Origin of the sequence: Lacinutrix sp. WUR7 (assembly GCF_016864015.1) — a bacterium.
Taxonomy (GTDB): Bacteria; Bacteroidota; Bacteroidia; order Flavobacteriales; family Flavobacteriaceae; genus Oceanihabitans.
Genome location: NZ_CP045067.1, coordinates 3,502,864 through 3,519,404 on the forward strand (window position 1 = coordinate 3,502,864; position 16,541 = coordinate 3,519,404).

19 protein-coding genes are annotated in these 16,541 nt (G+C 31.7%); 14 read left to right on the forward strand and 5 right to left on the reverse strand.

Annotated elements, in window-relative coordinates; genetic code table 11:
• Positions 1 to 11: 11 nt before the first annotated feature.
• The 3 genes from FG167_RS15255 to FG167_RS15265 all read left to right on the forward strand — a co-directional run bounded on the left by FG167_RS15255 (position 12) and on the right by FG167_RS15265 (position 2,696).
• Positions 12 to 1,892: a T9SS type A sorting domain-containing protein gene (locus FG167_RS15255; protein WP_203459075.1), complete on the forward strand. Its 1,881-nt coding sequence runs from the start codon at positions 12 to 14 to the stop codon at positions 1,890 to 1,892.
• 176 nt (positions 1,893 to 2,068) lie between these two features.
• A complete protein-coding gene (locus FG167_RS15260) occupies positions 2,069 to 2,350 on the forward strand; it encodes a DUF2752 domain-containing protein (RefSeq protein ID WP_239004408.1) in 282 nt (93 codons plus the stop codon).
• A 10-nt stretch (positions 2,351 to 2,360) separates the two neighbouring features.
• Entirely contained in the window at positions 2,361 to 2,696 is a 336-nt protein-coding gene (locus tag FG167_RS15265) for a CCC motif membrane protein (protein WP_203459076.1), read from the forward strand.
• A gap of 77 nt (positions 2,697 to 2,773) precedes the next feature.
• Here FG167_RS15265 and rocD read toward each other — a convergent pair whose 3' ends face one another.
• Positions 2,774 to 4,018 (reverse strand): ornithine--oxo-acid transaminase, encoded by a 1,245-nt coding sequence (gene rocD / locus FG167_RS15270; protein WP_203459077.1) that lies wholly within the window; start codon positions 4,016 to 4,018, stop codon positions 2,774 to 2,776.
• 293 nt (positions 4,019 to 4,311) lie between these two features.
• Here rocD and FG167_RS15275 point away from each other — a divergent pair, with 293 nt between their 5' ends.
• The gene (locus FG167_RS15275) at positions 4,312 to 5,478 is read left to right on the forward strand and encodes a mechanosensitive ion channel (protein ID WP_203459078.1); all 1,167 of its coding nucleotides are present in this window, start codon (positions 4,312 to 4,314) and stop codon (positions 5,476 to 5,478) included.
• Positions 5,479 to 5,550: 72 nt separating this feature from the next.
• Here FG167_RS15275 and FG167_RS15280 read toward each other — a convergent pair whose 3' ends face one another.
• The 3 genes from FG167_RS15280 to FG167_RS15290 are packed head-to-tail and all read right to left on the reverse strand — an operon-like array spanning position 5,551 to position 6,987.
• Complete coding sequence (locus FG167_RS15280) at positions 5,551 to 5,937, reverse strand: DUF6768 family protein (protein ID WP_203459079.1); 387 nt, start codon at positions 5,935 to 5,937, stop codon at positions 5,551 to 5,553.
• Positions 5,927 to 6,478 (reverse strand): RNA polymerase sigma factor, encoded by a 552-nt coding sequence (locus FG167_RS15285; RefSeq protein ID WP_203459080.1) that lies wholly within the window; start codon positions 6,476 to 6,478, stop codon positions 5,927 to 5,929. The genes FG167_RS15280 and FG167_RS15285 overlap by 11 nt, the downstream gene beginning before the upstream one ends.
• 17 nt (positions 6,479 to 6,495) lie before the next feature.
• The gene (locus FG167_RS15290) at positions 6,496 to 6,987 is read right to left on the reverse strand and encodes a hypothetical protein (RefSeq protein WP_203459081.1); all 492 of its coding nucleotides are present in this window, start codon (positions 6,985 to 6,987) and stop codon (positions 6,496 to 6,498) included.
• Positions 6,988 to 7,325: 338 nt separating this feature from the next.
• On the opposite strand from FG167_RS15290, the gene rlmD reads away from it, so the two are divergent.
• The 5 genes from rlmD (at position 7,326) to FG167_RS15315 (ending at position 11,170) form a co-directional block, all read left to right on the forward strand.
• Positions 7,326 to 8,780 (forward strand): 23S rRNA (uracil(1939)-C(5))-methyltransferase RlmD, encoded by a 1,455-nt coding sequence (gene rlmD / locus FG167_RS15295; RefSeq protein ID WP_203459082.1) that lies wholly within the window; start codon positions 7,326 to 7,328, stop codon positions 8,778 to 8,780.
• A 39-nt stretch (positions 8,781 to 8,819) separates the two neighbouring features.
• A complete protein-coding gene (locus FG167_RS15300; RefSeq protein ID WP_203459083.1) occupies positions 8,820 to 9,338 on the forward strand; it encodes a DUF6452 family protein in 519 nt (172 codons plus the stop codon).
• Positions 9,310 to 10,029 carry a DUF6048 family protein gene (locus FG167_RS15305; protein ID WP_239004409.1) on the forward strand — a complete coding sequence of 240 codons (720 nt, stop codon included), beginning with the start codon at positions 9,310 to 9,312 and terminating at the stop codon, positions 10,027 to 10,029. The genes FG167_RS15300 and FG167_RS15305 overlap by 29 nt, the downstream gene beginning before the upstream one ends.
• Before the next feature lie 2 nt (positions 10,030 to 10,031).
• Positions 10,032 to 10,559, forward strand: coding sequence for a DinB family protein (locus tag FG167_RS15310; protein ID WP_203459085.1), 528 nt, complete (start codon positions 10,032 to 10,034; stop codon positions 10,557 to 10,559).
• Positions 10,560 to 10,630: 71 nt separating this feature from the next.
• Entirely contained in the window at positions 10,631 to 11,170 is a 540-nt protein-coding gene (locus FG167_RS15315; RefSeq protein ID WP_203459086.1) for a DUF4136 domain-containing protein, read from the forward strand.
• Positions 11,171 to 11,192: 22 nt separating this feature from the next.
• Here the strand turns inward: FG167_RS15315 and FG167_RS15320 are convergent, their stop codons facing one another.
• The gene (locus FG167_RS15320) at positions 11,193 to 12,365 is read right to left on the reverse strand and encodes a class I SAM-dependent RNA methyltransferase (RefSeq protein WP_203459087.1); all 1,173 of its coding nucleotides are present in this window, start codon (positions 12,363 to 12,365) and stop codon (positions 11,193 to 11,195) included.
• A gap of 58 nt (positions 12,366 to 12,423) precedes the next feature.
• On the opposite strand from FG167_RS15320, the gene FG167_RS15325 reads away from it, so the two are divergent.
• From FG167_RS15325 to FG167_RS15345, 5 genes are all read left to right on the forward strand, one after another.
• The gene (locus tag FG167_RS15325) at positions 12,424 to 13,155 is read left to right on the forward strand and encodes a bifunctional 2-polyprenyl-6-hydroxyphenol methylase/3-demethylubiquinol 3-O-methyltransferase UbiG (RefSeq protein WP_203459088.1); all 732 of its coding nucleotides are present in this window, start codon (positions 12,424 to 12,426) and stop codon (positions 13,153 to 13,155) included.
• Positions 13,156 to 13,244: 89 nt separating this feature from the next.
• A complete protein-coding gene (locus FG167_RS15330; protein WP_203459089.1) occupies positions 13,245 to 13,916 on the forward strand; it encodes a ZIP family metal transporter in 672 nt (223 codons plus the stop codon).
• Between the two features lie 150 nt (positions 13,917 to 14,066).
• Positions 14,067 to 14,495 carry a DUF4268 domain-containing protein gene (locus FG167_RS15335; RefSeq protein ID WP_203459090.1) on the forward strand — a complete coding sequence of 143 codons (429 nt, stop codon included), beginning with the start codon at positions 14,067 to 14,069 and terminating at the stop codon, positions 14,493 to 14,495.
• A gap of 20 nt (positions 14,496 to 14,515) precedes the next feature.
• Positions 14,516 to 15,721 carry a hypothetical protein gene (locus tag FG167_RS15340; protein WP_203459091.1) on the forward strand — a complete coding sequence of 402 codons (1,206 nt, stop codon included), beginning with the start codon at positions 14,516 to 14,518 and terminating at the stop codon, positions 15,719 to 15,721.
• Between the two features lie 249 nt (positions 15,722 to 15,970).
• Positions 15,971 to 16,411: a BLUF domain-containing protein gene (locus FG167_RS15345; RefSeq protein WP_203459092.1), complete on the forward strand. Its 441-nt coding sequence runs from the start codon at positions 15,971 to 15,973 to the stop codon at positions 16,409 to 16,411.
• The last annotated feature ends 130 nt before the right edge of the window (positions 16,412 to 16,541 follow it).

Below are 16,541 nucleotides of genomic sequence, written 5' to 3' on the forward strand. Positions count from 1 at the left end.
AATTAATCCTCATGAAATATTCCCTCTCATTACTTCTATTAACCATCTGTAGCCTAAGTTTTGCACAGTCCGATTTATTTGTTAGCAATGGCAGCTATGTTTATGTGGACGGTACTGCTTTTGCTAGCGGACCAAATGTTGCTCCTTTATATGTAACCGATGATGTTAATTTAGACACTAATGGCCATCTTTATTTACGTAATGACGCACAATTATTACAAAGTAATGCAACTACAACTAGTACAAATTCTGGAGCGGGCCAACTTAGTGTCCACCAGACTGGTAATTCTAATACGTATATGTATAATTATTGGGCTTCGCCTGTAGGTCAAAATACTGGAGGAGTAGGTAATACGGCTTTAATACCTAGTAATGTCATGTATCGAGAAACTGGAGCACCAATAACGAGTACAAATTACGGTTTTGTTGCAGGCTATGATGGTACAGCAACACAAATTTCTAGTTATTGGCTATACTCTTTTATTGGCTTACCAACAACTACGAACGCTTATGAAGATTGGATTGGATTAGGAGGAGGCTCTATACCTTTGGGTGGAGATCCTAATGGTACATTAGCCCCTGGTTATGGTTTTAGTATGAAAGGAAATCCAAGTGGAGCAGTAAAATATGATTTTAGAGGTCGTGCAAATAATGGAGATATAACCGTAACGTTAAATCCAAATAGAGAAACTTTAGTTGGTAACCCGTATCCTTCTGCTTTAGATGCGCTAGAATTTATACATGATTCTCGTAATTCAGGTCTTGCAGATTATAGTGGTTCTATTATGACGGGTGTTTTAAAATATTGGGAGCAAGCTCCAGGAGCTACTTCACATGTATTATCTAACTATGTTGGTGGTTATGCTTTATATACAATATCTGCTGCTGGTACAGATTCTTTTACACCTGCTGCATTTAGCATGTATTTATTAGATGGTACTGTTGCTGGTTCACCAGGTGCAGTAGGAACAGGAACAAAAGTGGGTAGAAGATATATTCCTGTTGGGCAAGGTTTTATGGTAGAAGGAGGAGCTAGTGCTTCTAGTGTAACTTTTTCTAACTCACATCGCGCTTTTTACAAGCAATCAGGAGCTAGTAGTGAATTTTTTAAAACATCTTCAACAAAAGAAGAAACAGATATTAATACTATACCAGAAGCTAGATATACTGAAGAAGGCTATAACATAGTACCTGAAGATTTTAAACGTTTTAGAATTAATGTAGGTTTCGATAATAATGGAAATAATTCCTATACACGTCAGTTACTTATGAATTTTCACCATACTGCAACAGATGGTTTTGATTATGGATTAGAAGCGCAAATTTCTGAACAAGTAAGTTCGGATGCAAATTGGACTCTTGATGGAACACCTTATGCTATTCAAGCATTTGATTATAATGAAGAATTAAAAATCCCTTTATTAGTAAAGGTAAACAATCAGCAATTAGTAAGATTTGGTCTTTATGATGTTCAAAATTTTGATTCTAGTCAGCCAATATTTATTCATGACATTGAAAATGGTCTTTTTGTTAATTTACAAGATCAAGCATACGAAATCACATTAGAACCTGGTAATTACACAGATCGTTTTGAAATAGTATTTCAAGATCAAAGCCTTTCTACAGAAGAATTTAATGATGTAGACTTCTTAGTAATCCAAAACAACAACACATCGCAATTGACTATTTTAAACCCAAATCAATTAGAAGTAAAGACGATTGCTTTATTTGATGTATCTGGAAAAATAATTTTTAATGAAAATAATTTATCTGCTCAAGATAGATACCAATTCTCTACTAAAAATTTAAGCGAAGGTGTATACATAACTAAGGTTACTTTTGCGAATCAAAGTACAGTGAGCAAGAAAGTAGTTGTTTCACAAAAAAAATAATTTAAACATGTAAAGACTTTCTTAAAGTCCTAAACACTATCATTTTGAGCCTAGTCGAAAACATTAATAATTAATTTTCAATTGTTTTTCCACTAGGCTCCAAATGACATTTTTCTAATAATAAGTATTTCAGACCTCTTTTTTTATACATTTGTATTTCATTAAACAAATTATTTATGTCTTCCTTTGAAGATTACATGCTTCCTTGTTTGAACAAAAAACTATTTGGTATGGATTGTCCAGGCTGTGGTATGCAGCGTTCGATCGCCTTAGTAGTTCAAGGGGATTTTAAAGCTGCATTTTATATGTATCCTGCAATTTTTACCATTATTTTAATGGTTGTTATTCTTGCCTTACATACAAAATACAAGTTCAAATATGGACATAATGTTCTTTTGGGCTTATTTATTATTAATGTTATTATTATTTTTACTAACTATATCAACAAATTCATTTAAAAAACCAACCATGGAAAAACAAACTTTACCAAACGCAACACTTATTTTAGTATTCGGAATATTATCAATTGTAACCTGCTGGTGTTATGGAATAATCGGACTAATTTTAGGAATTGTTGCTATAGTATTAGCAAACAAAGCAACTGCATTGTACAAGGAAGCACCCGAAAATTATCTAGGTTACGGAAACGTGAAAGCTGGAAAAATAATGGCTATTATTGGTGTTATTTTATGTGTTTTAACAATCGTATTTATGATTTGGGCTTTTATGTATATTGGTTGGGAAGCGATGCAAGATCCAGAACTTATGCAACAAAGAATGGAAGAATTACAAATGCAGCAATAAACACAAATATCTTAAACAAAAAAAGCGACCTATTGGTCGCTTTTTTTATTCTATAAATGAATACTTTTCAAAAGTTATTATGCTTCAAATTGTTTTAATGTCTTTACAATTATTGCTACACAATCTAGTAATTGCTCTTTAGTCATTACTAAAGGTGGTGCAAATCTAATAATGTTACCATGTGTTGGTTTTGCTAATAAGCCATTATCACGTAAAGCCATACAGATGTTCCAAGCGGTTTCGCTTTCTTCATCATCATTAATTAAAATAGCATTTAATAAACCTTTACCTCTTACGCCATTAACAATATTAGAGGTTTCAATAAATTTAGATAATTCTGCTCTAAATAATTCTCCTAAAACTTGTGCGTTTTCAGCAAGGTTTTCGTCTTTAATCACTTGCAAAGCAGCCATACCAACAGCAGCAGCAATAGGATTCCCTCCAAAGGTACTTCCATGATTTCCTGGTTTAATAACATTCATAATGCTATCATTTGCTAAAACAGCAGAAACAGGGTATGCTCCACCACTTAAGGCTTTACCAAGAATTAATATATCTGCTTTAATGTTTTCATGATCAATTGCTAACATTTTTCCTGTTCTTGCAATTCCTGTTTGTACTTCGTCTGCAATAAATAAAACGTTATGCTTTTCACATAAGGCTTTTGCTTTTGTTAAATACCCTTCTGTTGGGACATAAACACCAGCTTCCCCTTGAATAGGTTCTACTAAAAAACCTGCGACATTAGTATTGCTAGAAAGTACTTCTTCTAAAGCTTTAAGATTATCGTATTCAATTTTAATAAATCCTTTGGTATAAGGTCCGAAGTTTTTTCTAGCTACAGGATCGTTAGAAAACGAAATAATAGTAGTTGTTCTTCCGTGAAAGTTGTTTTCACAAACCACAATTTCAGCCTCATTTTCATCAATACCTTTTACTTCATAAGCCCATTTTCTACAAAGTTTTAAAGCTGTCTCTACAGCCTCTGCACCTGTATTCATAGGTAACAACTTGTCGTAACCAAAGGTTTCGGTAGCGTATTTTTCAAACGTACCTAGCATATCATTATAAAATGCACGAGAAGTTAATGTAAGTGTTTGTGCTTGGTTTACCATTGCACTAACAATTTTTGGATGACAATGTCCTTGGTTTACTGCAGAGTAAGCAGATAGGAAATCATAATACTTTTTCCCTTCTACATCCCAAACATACACACCTTCTCCTCTACTCAGTACTACTGGAAGTGGATGGTAATTGTGTGCACCATACTTGTTTTCTAAATCCATCGCTTCTTGCGATGTTAATTGGTCTAAAACAGCCATTTTAAATAATTTATTTGTGAATAAAAAAGCCATTCCTTATCTACCTTTATCCTTTCGAAAAGTCCCGAAAATTCAGCGTGGGAAAGAAATCATCCCTAAAGACTTGCAAATTACTAAATAATAATTCCGAATTATAATTTATCCTTACAATAATCGCCAAAACACTTCTTTTTTACGTGTTTAATCCATTAAATAAGTACTTAAGCGTTTAGTAACAATTACTTAATTATAAAAACAGAATTAAATATAAAGCTATTAACTTTATATTTTAACTAAACAATTTAAAATATATTATGGACTTTTTAAACAATATTACAAATAGCCTTTCTAATTCATTAGGAAGTGATTTTACTAATGTTCTTGGAGCATTAATCATACTTATTATTGGTATGTTAGTCGCTAAATTTGTTAGAAAAATCATGACTAAATTGATTGCTAAAACAGGTGTAGACAACAAACTAGGCAGTGAAAAAGTAGTATTATCTAAGCTTATTGGTAAATTATTATACTTCTTTTTAATGATTATTGTATTCATGATGTCTTTAGAAAAACTAGGTATGACTACCGCATTAGAGCCATTACGAGAAATGGTTAGTAAATTCTCAAGTTTTATACCTAATATAATAGCAGCAGGACTTGTTGGTTATATTGGATATATGTTAGCCAATGTGGTTTCAGAACTTGTTGGTCTTTCTGGAGATACTATTCAAAAATTCGCGCCAAAATTAAAACTACCAGAAAATATTAACTTAGTAACTATTCTTAAAAAAGTAGTTTTCATTTTTATATTTATTCCTCTTTTAATTTCTGCTTTAAATATTCTAAACTTGAATGCAATTTCAACTCCTGCAACAAACATGCTTAGCAGCTTCTTTGAAGCCATACCAAGAGTCTTAGTTGCTACACTTATTCTTATCTTATTTGTAGTTGGAGGTCGTTTCTTAAGCGGATTGATTAAAGACTTATTAGATAGCTTAAATATAAATGAAGTTTTAAAAAGTGCACATTTAGATTCTTTCTTCGGTAAAATTAATGTTGAAAAATTAATAGCAAACATTGTATATGCTTTTATTATTCTGTTTGGTTTAATTACTGCCATTGAAAAATTAGAATTCACAAAACTTTCAGAAATTATGGAAACCATCGTTTCTTTAGGTGGTAATATTTTATTCGGTTTGATAATTCTAGCCATTGGAAATTGGATTGCAAATATTGCGTACAAAAACTTTAATAAAAATGGAGACAATCAATTTGTTGGCAGCATTATTAAAGTAGCTGTTATTGCAATCTTTTTAGCTATCGGATTAAGAACTATGGGAATTGCAGATGACATTATCAACCTTGCCTTTGGTATCACGTTAGGAGCTGTTGCCCTAACTATTGTTTTATCTTTTGGACTTGGTGGTCGTGAAGCTGCTGGAAAACAAATGGAAAAAATATTAAACAAGTTTAATAAATAATAAGAAATCATAGTAATAAAAAAGCTGCTCAATACCTGTTGAGCAGCTTTATTTTATTCTAAATATTATAATCTATTTAGATAACGTATTTGCTAAAGATGACACTTGTAATTCTAATCTTTTTAGTTCTCTTAACAAGGCATTCTTATCCATTTGCATCCAAGCAAAAACTTTAAGCATACTTACTCCAATCATAAAAACAATACTTCCTAATCCCCATTTTAATAACTCTTTGGTGGTATCTACACTAAAGAATTGCACTACACAGTATATAAAGAATCCGAAAAACACAACAGTCATCATATTCATTAGTATTAATAACCATTTATTTTTTCCTTTAAACAACCCGAAAATCATCCCTAAAACACTTTGTTCTTCTAGTGTATCATAGAATTTTGCTTCTTCTTGTGTTAATGTATCTTTTATTAATTTGTCTATATCTTCCTTATTATTTTTCATAATTTCTATTTTTTAGTATTGTTTTTAATCTCTCTCTAGCATAAAACAGTCTAGATTTCGCTGTTCCTATAGATATATTTAGTGTTTTGCTAATTTCTTTTAGCGAATATTCTTCTACATAAAACAACTTAATAACCTGCTGTTGTTGTTCTGGTAAATCTTGAATGGCTAATAAGAGTTTCCTTTTTAAAGTGGTATTTTCATTGTTATCTTCTACAATAACCTCTTGATTTTTCACATACTCTTCCTGCTTAAATCGCTCACTATTCTTTGTTCTTAAAACATCTAATGATTTAGAATACACAATACGTAAAGCCCAACTACCAAAACTACTAGTATCTTTTAAATCCTCTATTTTAGCAATAATGGTTTTCCAAGTATCTTGTGCTATATCTTTAGAAAGATCTGCATCTTTAACTAACCAAAATGCTTTTTCACAAAACATAAGATGCCATTTTTTTACAAGTGTAGCTAGCGCTTTCTTATCTCCCGATTGAAAAGCTACTACCAATTTTGCATCACTACGTTTGTCAATTTTCAATTACCCTTGTTTAGTTTCTACGATTTCTTCTTATATTTATTTCTTAAAAAACGTACCCAAATATTGTACTTCGGAAATTTCTTCACATCCATAAAATAATTTTCTACTTTATCAAAAGCCTCTTCCAATAAAGCATCATGCAGCCATCGAATTACAAAAAACCATAAAACGGAAGCTTTTAAAGTTGCGGTATGCATTTTAATTTCATGCGTAATTTCTGTTTCATTTTCTGAAACTGCTTTTAGATACAAGGTATGGTTTCCTATAAAACCATCCGGTTTAGAAAATTTAAAGGTGATACTTTTTCCTTTTTCCAATGCAATGATGCTATATCGAATAATGCCATGTCCGCCTTTACTTCCAACTTTTACGCCATCCTTAAATCGCATTGCTGGCCAATTTTCAGAAGGCCAAATTAAATCTTGATCTGTTGCTAACCTATTAAATAGAAGCGATACGTTATCTATAGATTGCTGTAGCTTCCGTTTATGAATATTTATTACTCTCATACTCTAAAGACGATAAAAAAGTTAAAAGGTTCATTTTTTTTTCCACGAAAGTGGTATTCTTTTAAAATAAACCCAAAATTTTTTAAAGATAATTCACATTACATACATCCTATTTACGGTTATTACTGCAATATTTTCAATCTTATTTTTGGTATTCATATTGGTAGTATTGCATTAACCATGGTATTATTCTTTTAGCCTTGATGATCTGAAGTTGTTGAAAAGCAAATAAAAAAAAATCATATAAATGGACTAAGAAATAATCAAATCAACATAAATAGAAAAAACACCTTAATCGAGGTGCTTTTTTTATAATTTTGCATTCTAAAATAGAATAGATGCCAAAAAGAGAAAGAAACAAATTTGTTAAGAGAGGACAAATTATAGAAATAAAGATTGAAGATTATGCCTTTGGCGGAAAAGGAATTGGGCGTATTAGAAATGAACATGGAGAATTTGTAGTATTTGTACCGAATACATTACCTGGACAACTAGTGAAAGCACAGGTAAAAAAATCAAGTAAGAAGTACGCGGAATGTAAATTATTTGAGGTGTTAGAACCTTCAAGTGATGAAATGGAGATGCCTTTTCAAGAAATTGCAGGTGCTCCTTACATTAAACTTCCTGTTGAAAAACAACACAAATATAAAAAAGATAGTACGCTTCAATTATTTAAACGCATTGGTAAAGTGGAAAATATTGAAGATCTATTTGATGAATTTATTACTTCACCTAACGATTTCCATTATAGAAATAAGATGGAATATAGTTTCTCTGCTATTGGATACGATAGAGAAGAAAAAACCGATGTAGATGAATTTACATTAGGTTTTAAAAAACGAGGAACTTGGTGGTGTGGAGAAAACTTAGATAAAGATAGTGGATTGTTCGATAAAGAATTTGAAGACCATCTTATCCAGATTAAAGCCTACTGTGAAGCAACTGGATTAGCGCCTTGGCATGGCCCTAAAAGAGAAGGATTCTTCCGTTTCTTAGTGGTGCGTAAATCCTACAAAACCAATGAGCTTTTATTCAATTTAGTAACTACTTCTTACGATTTACCAAAATTTGACTTAACTAAATTTTCGAACTTTTTAGTGGAATTATTTGGAAACAGAGTCGCTGGACTTTTACATACAATTAATGATGAAACTGGAGATAGAACTCTTGCAACTACAGGAAGTATCGATTTAGTTTACGGAAAAGATAAAATTATTGAAGAACTTTTAGGTTTAAACTTTGAGATTAGCATGAAAAGTTTTTTTCAAACCAATCCTAAATCTGCAGAGAGATTGTATACCAAAGTAGTGGATTATGCGTTAGAAAACAAAGAAGCGATTGACAATACTATTGTAATGGATTTATTCTGTGGAACAGGAACAATTGGGCAAATTATAGCTTCCAAATCTAAAAACACAAAAATAGTTGGTGTAGATATTGTTGCTTCAGCAATTGAAGATGCGAAGAAGAATGCCGAAAGGAATAACATTGATGGTTTAACCTTTTTTGCTGCAGATGTTGGAAAATTTTTACTTGAGCACCCAGAATATAAAGAAAAGATACGAACTATAATTTTAGATCCGGCGCGTGCAGGAATAGCTCCTAAAACGCTTCGAAAAATTATTGATTTGAATGCAGATAGAATGGTTTATGTATCTTGTAACCCTGCAACACAGGCAAGGGATACCGAAACCTTGATGCAGGCAGGATATTACATTAAAAAAATAAGTTTAGTAGATCAGTTTCCACACACAGCACACGTAGAAACCGTTGTGCTTTTAGAAAAACGTTAATTATTACTGAAAAGATTACCGCTTTCGCGGAAAGTAAACATGAAAAAACTAAAATTTATTATAATCCCAGTTCTTATGGTCTTTGTCGCTTTTTTAAGTTGCGAAAAAGATGATATCTGTTCCGATGATACCTCTACAACTGCTCGTTTATTTATTCAATTTTATAATAGCGCGAATACAGAAAACAAAAAAAACGCTACTAAATTTAGAGTGCAAGGCGTTGGTAATGAAGAGGTATTAAGCGATTATAATATAGTAACAACAAATTCTGTATATCTTCCTTTAAAAACTACAGAAAATAGTACACAGTATGTAATGCATACAGGTTATATTTTAAATGATGACGGAACTATAGAAGGAAATGCTGATACCATAACCATTTCTTACAATACAAAACTAGAGTATGTATCTAAAGCTTGTGGTTATAAAACAGTTTTTGAAAATGTCACTATTAGCGTTTTCGACGATGGGGATAAATGGATAGATTATATAAGAGCAACAACAGATAACGAACCTATTAGCAATGAAGATGAAGCGCACTTTAACCTATTCCATTAATATCTTTGTCTTTTTTATACTATGCTGTGTTTCTACAAATGCGCAGAATGATAGCATTGCCAAAGCTAAAAAAGATTCGATTAAACACATTCAAAAATACGGGCTTCGTGTTGGTGGAGATTTAAGCAAACTAATTCGCACTGCCCTCGATGATGATTATAAAGGTTTTGAAATCATGGCCGATTTTAGACTAACTAAACGTTTATATGTTGCTGGAGAGCTTGGTACAGAAGAACGAACTCTAGGTAATGATTACATTAATACAACAGCTTCAGGGTCTTATTTTAAAGCTGGAGTAGATTATAATTCGTACACCAATTGGTTTGGTATGCACAACATGATTTATGGTGGTTTGCGTGTTGGTGCAAGTACTTTTAGTCAAACTAGAAATAGTTATGCCGTATATGCACAAGAGCAGTATTGGGAACAAGAAGTTTCTAACGATCCTGCAAAATCTAGTGGCTTAACTGCTATTTGGGCAGAATTAATAATTGGTATTAAAGCAGAAGTTTTACCAAACTTATTTATTGGCCTTAATGCACAATTAAAAAATGTGTTTAGCCAAGACCAACCAGATAATTTTGAGAATCTTTATATTCCTGGCTATAACAAAACTTACGATGGCAGTAATTTTGGTGTAGGTTATAGCTATAATATTTCTTACCTTATTCCTTTATTTAAAAAAGGATAAAAATGAATAAAGAAGATATTGTTAGCAATCTAGAAGAGAAACATAATACTCTTGTAGATTGGTTACAAAATCAGAAAGCCGATAAATGGCAAGAAGGTCCGGAAGGAAAATGGATCACAGGTCAGCAAGCATTACACTTACTGCAAAGTATAAAACCGCTTAACGATGCGTTAAGCATGCCTAAAATTTTACTGAAATTTAAATTTGGTGAAGCAAATAGAGAAATAAGAGATTATGACGCTATTGTAAAACGATATCAAGAACGATTATTAGGCGTTCAAGGCAAAACCTTTAAAGGTTCGCAAAACATGAAAGCACCAACGTTAAGCGAAAAAGAATACATACTCCACAGACTACAAGTAGAAAATAAAAAGCTACAATACAAAACGCTAAAACGCTGGAACGATAAACAACTGGACACGTATATTCTACCACATCCTTTAATGGGAAAAATGCCTGTGAGAGAAATTATTATGTGGACAGCACATCACGTAGAACATCACACACAAATACTTCAAGAAAAATACTAGCTTCTAAAGCTGACAAATATCATAGTAAAGTTACTTATAATTAAAGATCTTTATATAATAAACAATACATTATGAGATCTTTAAAAGCTTTGTACATTTTTCTTTTTACAGTATTAATCGGTTGTGCAGCATCTGTAGATATTTTATCGGAATATGATGAAGAAGTAGACTTTAACGAATACAAAACTTTTATGCTTTGCTTGGATGATTTTCAAGTAGACAACACTCAATATCCCAATCTTGACAATACCTATGTTCGCGAATTAATTGCAGGCGAAGTAGATAAACATATGACGGCATTAGGATATAGAACCAATGTCTTTAGTCCGCAACTTCAAGCTGGTTTTAAAATTGCCATAACAGAAGAAGAGACCTTTGTGAAAAACTGCGAATTAGATAATGAATTTGACTATTGGCTAACTTGTACTATAAATACCGTTATATATACAAAAGAAACACTAATTCTTTATGTTTCCGATATAGAAAAAAATCAAGTAATCTGGCAGGCTACAATTCCTTGTGATTTAGACAAATCGAAACCTGGTTTAAGAAAGCACATTAATACATTAGTTGATCAGCTTTTTTTAGAATTTCCAGAAGTGAACAAATAATGTTATAACAGAAGATAAAAAATTAATCCTCTTCTGGATTCATATATTTCCCCTTCTTACTCCCTGCATACATCTCGTATTTCACTAAACGCGCTTCTAGCTTTGCATTAAATACTTTTATTTTGCGTGAAGGACGTAAGCCTACAAACTTTAAAGCTTCTAAATTAGAAGTAATTAACCATGCATCTGTTCCTGGATAACCTTGTTTTAAGGTGTCTCCTATTTTTCCGTAAAAATCTTCGATATCTAAATTATCTAAACGTTCTCCGTAAGGCGGATTAAAAACCATGTGCAATTTCTCTTCTCCTCCTTTTCTAGTTTTAAAGAAATCTTCGTGTTTAATGGTAGCAAATTCGTCTAAATGCGCATTTTTTAAATTCTCTTTTGCTTTTGCAACAGCACTTGGTGATTTATCAAAACCTAGTAATCGATGATGAAAATCTCTAGTTTTACTTAATAAGGATTCTTCTATTTTTTCAAAAAGTTCTACATCCCAATCACTCCAACGTTCAAAACCAAATTCTTTACGCATTAGGTTTGGCGGAATATTACATGCAATCATTGCTGCTTCCACAAGCATCGTTCCAGAACCACACATTGGATCCATAAAATCGGTTTGTCCGTCCCAACCAGAAAGCATAATTAAACCAGCCGCAAGTACTTCGTTAATTGGTGCAATATTAGTTGCGGTTTTATAACCACGTTTGTGTAACGACTCTCCAGAAGAATCTAAAGAAAGCGTACACATTTGTCTATCAATATGCACATTAATCTTTAAGTCTGGAAAACGTAAATCTACATTTGGTCTTTCTCCAGTAGTATCTCTAAACTTATCTACAATAGCATCTTTCGTTTTAAGTGAAATATATTGCGAATGTGTAAATTGTGTAGAATTCACTGTAGAGCTAATTGCTAAAGTACCAGAAGATTTAAGGTACTCACTCCAGTCCATTTTATACACTTGTTTGTACAAATCTTCTTCATTAACAATTCTAAAAGTCTTAATAGGTTTTAAAATTTTAATAGCAGTACGTAAGCCTAAGTTCGCTTTATACATAAAGCCCTTATCTCCTACAAAAGTAACACTTCGCACACCAATTTTTACCTGTTGTGCACCAAGCTGTGTTAGTTCTTTTGCTAATAACTCTTCAAAGCCAAATAAAGTTTTGGCTAGCATTTTATAATTATTCTCCATGTTTTTCGACAAATAGATTGCAAAAATAGATTATTTTTGTGCTGATATATAACAATACATGATAAAAAGCGAAAAAGAATGGTTTGCTTCTTGGTTTGACTCACCATTTTACCATATTCTTTACAAAGACAGAGATTATACCGAAGCCCAACAGTTCATGGATAATCTTACCAATTATTTAAATATTCCAGAAGGTGGAAAAATACTAGATCTTGCTTGTGGAAAAGGCAGACACTCCATCTATTTAAACACTTTAGGCTATAATGTAACTGGAGTAGATTTATCTGCAAATAGCATTACACATGCCAAGCAATTTGAAAATGAAACTTTAAAATTTAATGTCCATGATATGAGTAAACCCTATAAAGAACAGTTTGATGCTGTCTTTAACTTGTTTACTAGTTTTGGCTATTTTGATAAAGAGGAAGACAATCTAAATACTATAAAAGCGATAAAAGCAGAATTAAACGAGTCTGGTTTTGGTGTTATCGATTTTATGAATAGTGAATACGTTATAGATAACCTAGTTGCAGAAGACGTTAAAACCGTTGAAGGTATTGCTTTCACCCAAAAACGAAGTGTTGTAGATGGTTATATTATTAAAGATATTTCTTTTACTGCTGCAGGTGAAGATTATAATTTTCAAGAAAGAGTAAGAGGATTCACTTTAGCAGATTTCGAAACGCTTTTTGAACAAGCTGGAGTCTATTTACTAGATATATTTGGTGATTTTAAGCTAAATCCTTTTCATGCCAAACAAAGCGAAAGATTGATCATGATTTTTAAATAGTCGAACTAATAATCGACATGTCGTTAATAAGCAAAACTGTCACTCTGCGCTTGTCGAAGAGTCTTTAAATTAAATATTTCTTTAAATAGATGCAAAACATTTTACTTCCTATATTAAGTGTCCTTTTAGGTTATGCCTTTGTTTTAATTTTAAAACCAACGCAAAATAAAAATCTAAAATTACTACTCGCTTTTAGTGGCGCTTTCCTTCTATCTATTACTGTTTTTAACTTTTTACCAGAAGTGTATGCGCAAAGTAATGAGTATGTAGGTTTGTTTATAATGATTGGTATTTTGATGCAAATCATATTAGAATTTTTCTCTAAAGGGGCAGAACATGGTCACGTACATTTAGATAAAAGCGAAACTAATTTTCCTTGGCTATTATTTATTAGTTTAAGTATTCATAGTGTGTTAGAAGGAATACCAATACATAATCACAGTAGTTTACTAATAGGAATTATTATCCATAAACTACCTGTTGCAATTATATTAGCTACGTTCTTTTTTGCTTCTCAATTACCAAAAGCTAAAATTGTTTTTTTCTTAGTTTTATTTGCATTAATGACGCCTTTTGGCGTTTTGCTTTCCGAAAATTTCACCTTTATTCAAAACTATTATTATGAAATTTCAGCAATAGTAATTGGTATATTTTTACATATTTCAACCACTATTTTATTTGAAAGTAACGAAGACCATAAATTTAATATTACCAAACTAATAACCATTATTGCTGCTATTGCAATTGCTTATTTTGTTTGATACTTTTTAATTTCCGCGAAAGCGGAAATCTTTTAAATTTTCAAATAATTTTGAAGAATAAAAAAGTAAATTAAATGGTGTTAAGCTAAAAAACAATTTTTAACAAAACTAAAATCATAAGATTTCCGCCTTCGCGGAAATAAAAAAATTATGTACTCTAAAGAAGAATCAAGACAAATAAAACAATTATTTTGGACCAGCTTCGGAAAATCATTTCCAAGAAAATGGACCTTATACAATACTAAAATAAAAGGTTTTAGCTTTAAGTTTCATTTTGATAACAAAACAGCCTTAATTGCTCTAGACTTAGAAGACGATTTAGAAAACCGAATTACCATTTGGGAAAAACTGGAATCTTTAAAATCTATTTTATTGAATGAGTATTTACCGGATGCTATTTTTGAAGAAGAATACTTCTTAGAAAATGGTAAAGAAATTTCGAGAATCTATCTTCCTTTAGAAAAAAAGGTGTCTATTCATAACAAAAATACCTGGCAAGAAGTCATGGTTTTTTTCAATGAAAACATGCACCAATTCGAAGCTTTTTTTGAAGAATATCAGGATATTTTAAAAGTATAATTTCATTTATAAAATTTTAAATGGCTCGCAAAAAAAAGGAAGACTCCAAATTACAAGGCATCAGTCGTTTACTTACCGATGCCACCATAGGAATTACCGACTTGGTAGAATCTATGCATCAAAGCGTAGTGCATCCTCCTTTTTTACCTTCTACTCCAATACAGCATCTTATTACTAATATTTCGGGAATAGCCTATAAAAATATTAGATGGAGCACAAGACTTATTGGTAGCGGTGTAGATAAAGTTTTAGGGAAATTTGTTTCCGTTAGTGGAAAAATAAAAACTACCGAAGAAAGAGAAGTGCTACAATCCGTTTTAAACGGAATCATTGGTGACTATTTAGAAAAAACCGAAAATCCGTTAAGTATTACTATGCAATTTAGAAAGGAAGGAAAAGCAATTCCGCTAAATAAAAAAAGTATTACAAAAGCATATCCTACTGTCCACGGAAAAATTATTTTAATGGTTCATGGTTCTTGTATGAACGACATGCAATGGACTAGAAAAGAACATAATCACGGTCTAGCTTTAGCGGAAGAATTACAAAAAACACCTATTTTTTTACATTATAATAGTGGGCTTCATGTTTCTACAAACGGACAAAAATTAAGTGAATTATTAGAAGAACTAATCTTAAACTGGCCTGTTCCTGTTCAAGAACTTACTATCCTTGCACATAGTATGGGTGGTTTGGTTTCTAGAAGCGCAATATATTATGCTGAGCAACATGAAAAATCATGGACTAAGCATCTAAAAAAAGTTGTTTTTCTTGGTACACCACATCATGGTGCTCCTTTAGAAAAAGCAGGGAACTATTTAGATGTTGTTTTAGAAGCTGTTCCTTATGCAAAACCTTTTGCTAGATTAGGAAAAATAAGAAGTGCTGGTGTTACCGATTTAAGATATGGAAACTTACTAGACACAGACTGGCAAAATAGCGATAGGTTTAAAATGCAAGGCGACAAAAGCCAACATATTCCATTACCAAAAAAGGTATCCTGTTATAGTATTGCAGGTGTTACTAGTAAAGAAACGAAATCTAATATCAAGCATTTTTTGGGAGACAATATGGTGGGAATAAAAAGCGCTTTAGGACAACATGAAAATCCGGATAAAAATTTAAACTTTAAAAAGAAAAATACGTGGATTGCTTATGAAAACAAGCATTTAGATTTATTGAACACTCCAGAAGTATACGCTAAAATAAAAACCTGGATGCTTTGATTGTATGATACAAATACCTGGAAAATCATTCAATAGTACAAAAAGTCCAATTACACAAATTACAAGAAGTAAAATCGTAGTTTTCGGAATACAAACAACTCAAAACCATTAAGATTAATCACTAAATATCAATACATTATAAAAGTTTAAAAAACTTGCCTTTGTAAAAAGTTTATTCTAAATTTGTTTACCCTACTTACTTATTAATAGCAGTAAAACAACCCTATTCGAACCCAAATAGTATTCAATATGAAATTACGCCGTCTAGTTTACTCTAGTCATGCAATCGTGCCACTTAGTAAACGTGCCTTGTTAGACTTACTCCACGAAGCTCGTGGTTACAATATGATAGATAATATTAGTGGGGTATTGATGTATAAAGAAGGTTATTTTCTTCAGGTTATTGAGGGAGAACCAGAAACTATAGATGCCCTTTTTATCCGTCTGAAAAAAGATACTAGGCATTCGGATATTAAAATCCTTTTTGAAACTCCTACAGACCATCGTTTGTTTGAAAATTGGGCTATGGGTTGTGCCGATTTTGATGATCCTACTTTGAGTATGCTCCCCGGACTTCGTACTGATTTGGCAGATTCAAAAGTGGTAGAAGAACTTGTAAATAATCTTCCTGAAGTTGCTAATTTTCTAATCGAAAACCTAACAGATCAACAAATACAGGATCCAAAATAAGAGTTCTTTAACTCATTTTCTATTTTATTTTAAACCCCTTACTATTGGTTACTTTACATTTCAAACAATTAAAGGAAAAAGTGACTATATAGAAAAGCTAAACAATTTGTTACTGAATACTATTGCTAAA